We start from the raw sequence: 6,992 nt of genomic DNA, 5'->3' as shown, positions 1-6,992 counted from the left end.
AATCATCGGAGACAGGCATTGTGATTGTTTATATTTAATTATGGTTATACTTTAAGACTTCCTTAGAAGTAAAATCTAATAAATCCAACTACCTCCATAACCATTGCCGAAGGCAAAACTTTTCGGTGACCGATTACTATGAATCGAGTCAGAATTCCGTAGAGGAATTCATAGGTTAAAGCGAAATCAGAGTAGTGCAGTCTTTTTGAACTCATAGTAATTCACTCCTAAAGGTTATTCAGAGTGAATTCAACCGGAATCAATCACAGTTAGAGCAAACGGCTCCAACTACAAATACAGCTGATTCGGAGAGATACTCACTCCTGAAGTGATTATCTAATGAAATGTTGGTGGCGACAAACCGTGCGATTATACATCGCTTACGTTTTCTGGAATTGTATCTGGAAATATTGAATATAATAATGGTATCCAAGAAAAAACAATAAAAGAATAGTTTTTGGAATGAAATCCAATAACTATTGAAAATAAACAAGTTTTTGGATATAATGAATACAGCAAATAAAAAATAAATTAGTCATCGAAAATAGATTCATAAGAAAGAAGGTAAATCCTCTCCTCATCATAGGACTCGGATTTTGTTTCGCAAAACAGGAGGATTATATGAATAAGATAATACTTAGAGACGAGTATCTTCAAACTTTGAAGGAATTTAAAGATAAAGACATTATAAAGATTGTAACAGGTATCAGACGATGTGGCAAATCCACGCTTATGCAGATATTTCAGGGCTATCTGAAAGAATCTGGGGTACAAGCAGACCATATCATTGCTATTAATTTTGAAGACTATGATTATGAAGATTTGAAGCAGCCAAGAGAATTATATAAATACATCAAGGATAGGCTTGTAGATGATGATATGCACTATGTGTTCTTTGATGAAATACAGAATGTGGAAGATTTTCCAAAGGTTGTGGACAGTTTGAATTTAAAGCCAAATGTAGATTTGTATCTGACAGGCTCGAATGCCTATATGCTATCTTCTGAGATTGCAACATTTCTTTCCGGAAGATATGTGGAGGTCAAGATGTTGCCCCTTTCCTTTAAAGAATATGTGAAGGCAACGGGAGATGAAAAAGAACTTTCGCTAAAGTATCAGAAATATTTGAAATTCAGTTCATTTCCATATGCTATGATGTTGGATGAGAAGGAAGAAGTAATTAATCAGTATCTTGAGAGTATCTATAGCACTGTGATGTTAAAGGACATTATTTCAAGAAAGAAGATTACCGATGTGATGATGCTTGAAAGTGTGATACGATTTATGTTTGATAATATTGGTAATCTTACATCGACAAAGAAAATCAGTGACACTATGACATCTGACGGAAGAAAAGTGGATGTAAAAACTGTTGAGAAATACATTACAGCGCTGGAAGAATCATTTGTAGTTTATCAGGCAAAACGATACGATGTGAAGGGTAAGAATTATTTGAAAACTCTTGATAAATATTATGTGGTTGACATTGGACTTCGTTATATGTTACTTGGTTCTAGAAATGCAGACACTGGTCATATTCTGGAAAATATAATCTATCTTGAGCTTATTAGACGAGGATATAAGGTCTATGTCGGCAAGGTGGAATCAGAGGAAGTGGATTTTGTTGCCATGAACAGTAAGGGAATTATTTACTATCAGGTGGCTGCTACGGTCAGAGAGGAATCAACACTTTTAAGAGAGCTAAGACCATTGCAGAAAATTACAGACCATTATCCAAAGTATATCATAACACTGGATGAAGACCCTGATGCTGATTACGATGGTATCAGGAGAATTAATGCGCTGCAGTTCTTACTTGGTGAGGAATAAGATTGAGGGATGAAATACCAAAATCCCACCCAATTTCATAGTAAAGACCTGAATCCGTGAAGTTGATTTGTTTTCGAATTTAGGAAGTGATATAAAACGAGAAGATTATGTCCATATTGTTGATGAATATTGGGTAGATTAGCGAAAAGAGTATGAAAAATGGATGTGCGTGTTAATAAAAATGATAAAATGGTGGAATGGGATGTGGGAGGCAAAACCATCTCGATTTATAACGAATATACCTTATATGCATTTAAGCATGGAAAAGGTATGCTAATGATTAAGGAAAAATATGAAACATCAGATAGTGGATTTAGTGCATATAATGAAGAGGGAAATTTAGTATTTTCGTATAGGAGTTTAGGAAATCATCTTAATTATAGGAATAAGGATATTTCTGTAATCAATGGTGCAATAATATCAGCTGATTATGAAGAAGAGAAAAGAAAATTAATAATTATAAAGGAGTTTAATGAAATAAGGTCACTTTTAATATATGATGATAATGCAGACTTTTTATCAGAGATAAATTGTCCAAAAGGTTATATATTTGTTTCGTTGAAAAATTGTGCTGGTCATATCATGGTAGTAGCACAAGGAATAAATGATTTGACTAGGGATTCATTTGGAAGAAACGATTGGAATTTTGAAATTAATTTTGAAAATTTTTACGTTGAAAGAAAATCTATCACACAGTAATTGATTAGAAAATGGTACCAGAAGGCAAAACTTCATATTAAGTTCCAATTGACCGATATAAACGCACTTTTTGTAACAAGAAAATTTGTTATGAAAGACTAACTGTCTTTACCAAAAACTTTCGACTTGCCCTTACGAAGTAATAGGCAATAGCGAAAGTTTTTATAAAGACAGTTCCATAGCAAAATTTTGGGGATGGGTGCACTTAAGGACAGTCAAAATCAAAACCTCATATTTAGTTCCCAAATGCTGAAATCAACAAAAAATGCGACATTATTATTGATGATTATGAAGAAGAGGTTCTTGAATTAGATAAAATACCAATGGCATTAGAGGTAGTAAATCAGTTTATAAAGAGTAACTCAAATAAAGAACTTGGTAAATTGAAAACAATGTTGGATTGTGTTATAGGCGAAAACATAATGCCTGAGTACATAGATTAATGCGATATACTGTATTGTTTAGCAAATAGGCATGCAATAAATCACATAGTGAGTTATAATGAAATCAACAGGCTGATACATATTATAAGAGGAGGACAAATTTAAACTATGGGAGTACAAAAGAAGAAGTTGTTACACCGGATAATGGCTCTGGCGATCGCAGTTGCGGTTGGATTGTCAGTGATCGTGCCGGGAGGAACAAGTGCTGAAGCGGCGACAATACCTGCGGATGTGACAAAACCATCTGCCAATTGCGTGTTTATAGCAATGAAGGGCAAGTATGTGTCGGAGGCTTCGGCTGCAGTGAAGAGGATCAATCAGATCCGTTATGAAGCATGTAAGCAGGGCGTTAAGATTGATGGACGGAAATTGACGCTTGACGACTATGTGCCGATCAAGTGGTCGGCAGGACTTGAGAAGATAGCAAGGATCAGAGCTGCGGAGGCGAGTGTTACAATGTATCACTCAAGACTTAACGGAAAGTCTGTATTTGATTTCAAATATCCGGGAAATGGCTGGCCGACTTCCGAGGTGCTTGCGTGGAACTGGTCAGAGAGCATGCTCATGGGCATTGAGCAGTGGTACAGCGAGAAGGATGCCTATGTGAAGGGAACTCCTGGAGCGGTGACCGGACATTACACATCCATGATAAATCCTGCAAACAGGTATGTGGGTGTTGGTACATTTATAAATAAGAATGCATCTTATCCGAATACGACTGCAGCCCAGTTCATGGGAAGCGGCAGTCAGGCTGAGACTATGGCTAAGTCCACTGGTGAGAGCGATGTTACGGTGGAGGTGCAGAAGGACAATATCACATCGGTTAAGATGACCGGAAATAAGAGCGTGCAGGAGGGACAGAAGGTAACTCTCACACTCAAGGCAGTCCTTGGACAGTATGGAAGTACATCGTATAAGGTGCTTGCGGGAGCTAAGTGGAAAACATCGAATTCCGCTATTGCAAAGGTGTCACCTACAGGAGTGGTAACAGGTCTCAGAAAGGGAACTGTGAAGATCACAGCCACTGTTGGATCACGTTCAGCATCATATACGGTAACAGTAACAGGAAAATGTGCGCATGTATATTCCGGCAAGGTAGTAAAAACAGCAACTACCAGAAGCGATGGCAAGGTGTTACATACATGCAGAAAATGCGGCCAGAAGAAGTATATCGTTGTCAAGAAGATAAAGAGTGTTACATTATCACAGACGAGATATAAGTATGATGGTAAGACAAAGACACCTAAGGTGACTGTGAAGGACAGCAATGGTAAGATAATATCATCAAAATACTACAAGGTGACATATCCTAAGGCGAGAAAGAAAGCCGGAACATATACGGTGAAGATAAAGTTTTCCGGAAGGTATAAGGGTACAGTTTCAAAGAAGTACAGAATAGTAAAATAAAAAAAATACCGTTGTTCATAAAAAATATGGACAACGGTATTTTTAATCTGAAAGAAATTATTTCTTCTCAGGCTCTGGAGTATAGTCAAGTATGGATGAAATAGCCTTGTGAACCTTTGTATACTCAGTTATAAGAATATGCATACGCTGGAATCCAGGCTGCTCCAGATGATAATATACTCTGGTCATTCTCTTTCCAACCTGCTCTTTGTGATCGGAGATGAAACCGTATTCAATCAATTTGTACAGTGCAGGATATAGAGAACCGATAGGAATCTTTATCACGCCGTCTGACAGTGAGTCCATGAGCTGTGACAGCTCGTAGCCGTAATAATCTTTCTGGCTGAGCAGATAGAGTACGAGCAGCTCCACGGAACCTCTGATGAAGTTCGGCTTTGCAACGACTCTTGCATGTACAGCCTCAACTGCTGCTTCCTTTGCGGTATCATTACTTTGATCCTGAACCATAATACTGTTGGAATATATGCTGTTTAATACGTTTTCCATTAAAACCACCTCATACAAAAAAAATAGTTACACTTTATATTGATTGTAATTGCAAAATCATTTAATTGCAACCTTTCTTTTCATTAAAATGAAAATAAGTTGCGTATTTTTGCAATTTTTGCTTATTTGAGAAAGGTTTTTGACTGTAACTGCCTGGATAATGCCAATAGACGGCTGGCAGCATCCTTTGGATCGTCAGCTTTCATTATGGCGGACACCACACAGATGCCGGCGATAGGTATGCCCGAGAGGACATCCAGGTTGGTCGGATTGAGTCCTCCGATGGCATTTACCGGGATGGGAACTGCCTTGCAAATGTCTCTCAGTGTATCCGTGGATGTGAGCACTGTCTTGACCTTGGTGGTGGTTGGGTAGATGGCTCCAACTCCCAGATAATCAGCTCCCTGTTCATACGCCTCCACGGCCTGAGGAACAGTCTTGGTGGTTGCGCCCACGATGCGGTCAGGCCCCATGAGTTTTCTGGCTATGGAGACTGGCATGTCTGTCTGCCCCACATGGACACCTTCGGCATCGGTCGCCAGCGCCACATCTACCCGGTCATCTATGATGAGTGGCACGTTGTAGCGGCGCGCAATTGAGTGCACCTTGTCCGCAAGATGTATGTACTCACGGGTAGTTCTTTCCTTTTCTCTAAGCTGCATGAGTGTCGCACCGCCGTCCAGAGCACACTCCACTCTGTACAGAAATTCCTCCTCGGACAACCCTGTGCTGTCCGTTATAAAATATAAAGTAGGATCAAATGTATACATTTCAAACTTCTTTCTCCGCCGGCAGACGGCGGTATGCTGTATAGTTCAGATCGTTTTGATCTGATAGTTGTTGTTACACATACAGATAGTCATTGAGTACGGGCTGCAGTCCCTCGCCCTCTATGTCTGAATACATATGTTCAAGACTTCTGTTGTCGTTGATCTCGAACTGCTCGTCGCCCTGCTCACTGCAGGAAGTCTTGCCGCTGTATTTGCTTTCATGATCGCCGATTCCGGTTGACACGCCCGCCGATACCTTGGTCGCTGCGATCTTCACTATGCCGTTTCTGAAGTCTGCACTCTCCCTTGAAGATACCGTTATTCCGGCAAATGGCAGGAATATCCTGTATGCGCACAGTATCTGGCAGAGCTGCTTCTCGTGTACGTCCAGAGGATTGATCTGATCGTTGTTGATGATCGGTCTCAGTCTTGGACAGGAGAGTGACATCTCTGCGTGTGGGTATTTTCTCTGGAGAAAATACGCGTGAAGGGCTGTTGCCAGTGCATCCTTGCGGAAGTCGGAGAGCCCTAACAGTGCTGAGAATGCAACGCCCCGCATTCCGCCCATGAGGGCGCGCTCCTGCGAGTCGAAACGGTATGGCCATACTCTCTTGTGACCCATCAGGTGAAGAGTCTCGTATTTGTCTGCGTCGTAGGTCTCCTGGAACACTGTCACATAGTCCGCACCGCACTCATGGAGGTAGCGGTACTCATCGGTGTTCACCGGATATATTTCAAGGCCTACCATGCGGAAGTATTTCCTTGCAAGCTTGCATGCCTCGCCGATATACGTTACGTCACTCTGGCTGCGGCTCTCGCCGGTCAGTATAAGGATCTCTTCCATACCGCTGTCGGCGATGACCTTCATTTCCTTCTCGATCTGCTCTGCTGAGAGCTTCATTCTGTTGATGTGATTGTAGCAGTTGAAGCCGCAGTATACGCAGTAGTTCTCACAGTAGTTGGCTATGTAGAGCGGCGTGAACATGTAGACCGTGTTGCCGAAGTGCCTGCTTGTCTCGCGGCTTGCGCGCTGCGCCATCATCTCAAGAAATGGTTCGGCGGCGGGGGAGAGCAGAGCCTTGAAGTCCTCTATGCTGCACGTCTCGTGTTCAAGGGCCGCCATGACGTCTCTGCCTGTGTAACTGCTGTAGTCGTAGCTGTTCATGTGCTCCATGACCTTGCTGCGGATGTCAGATTCAATAACCTCCATGCCCGGAAGGTATTCCATATGGCTTTTCCTTGACGATGGATCTGTCTCCAGACGGTGCTTGATCTCCAGCGCTTCCGGCGAAAGATATTCCGAGTCTATCAGAAAGTGGTTTTCCATCTGAGTGCA

General features: G+C 41.2%; 6 protein-coding genes. 3 read left to right on the top strand and 3 right to left on the bottom strand.

Annotated elements, in window-relative coordinates:
- The first annotated feature begins 621 nt into the window (after positions 1-621).
- The 3 genes from ABUA31_RS04215 (at position 622) to ABUA31_RS04205 (ending at position 4,379) form a co-directional block, all read left to right on the top strand.
- The gene (locus ABUA31_RS04215) at positions 622-1,830 is read left to right on the top strand and encodes an ATP-binding protein (RefSeq protein ID WP_015533321.1); all 1,209 of its coding nucleotides are present in this window, start codon (positions 622-624) and stop codon (positions 1,828-1,830) included.
- A 159-nt stretch (positions 1,831-1,989) separates the two neighbouring features.
- Positions 1,990-2,529, top strand: coding sequence for a hypothetical protein (locus ABUA31_RS04210; RefSeq protein WP_015533320.1), 540 nt, complete (start codon positions 1,990-1,992; stop codon positions 2,527-2,529).
- 551 nt (positions 2,530-3,080) lie between these two features.
- Entirely contained in the window at positions 3,081-4,379 is a 1,299-nt protein-coding gene (locus tag ABUA31_RS04205) for a CAP domain-containing protein (protein ID WP_055223663.1), read from the top strand.
- A 57-nt stretch (positions 4,380-4,436) separates the two neighbouring features.
- Here ABUA31_RS04205 and ABUA31_RS04200 read toward each other — a convergent pair whose 3' ends face one another.
- The 3 genes from ABUA31_RS04200 to thiH all read right to left on the bottom strand — a co-directional run bounded on the left by ABUA31_RS04200 (position 4,437) and on the right by thiH (position 6,983).
- Positions 4,437-4,886: a PadR family transcriptional regulator gene (locus tag ABUA31_RS04200; protein WP_015533318.1), complete on the bottom strand. Its 450-nt coding sequence runs from the start codon at positions 4,884-4,886 to the stop codon at positions 4,437-4,439.
- A gap of 122 nt (positions 4,887-5,008) precedes the next feature.
- The gene (gene thiE, locus ABUA31_RS04195) at positions 5,009-5,656 is read right to left on the bottom strand and encodes a thiamine phosphate synthase (RefSeq protein WP_055143818.1); all 648 of its coding nucleotides are present in this window, start codon (positions 5,654-5,656) and stop codon (positions 5,009-5,011) included.
- Between the two features lie 73 nt (positions 5,657-5,729).
- Positions 5,730-6,983, bottom strand: coding sequence for a 2-iminoacetate synthase ThiH (gene thiH, locus ABUA31_RS04190; protein ID WP_055143820.1), 1,254 nt, complete (start codon positions 6,981-6,983; stop codon positions 5,730-5,732).
- Positions 6,984-6,992: the final 9 nt, after the last annotated feature.

The organism is Coprococcus sp. RTP31081st1_H1_RTP31081_211007 (genome assembly GCF_040227275.1).
Taxonomy (GTDB): Bacteria; Bacillota; Clostridia; order Lachnospirales; family Lachnospiraceae; genus Coprococcus; species Coprococcus aceti.
This window is presented reverse-complemented; position numbering and strand designations above follow the sequence as displayed.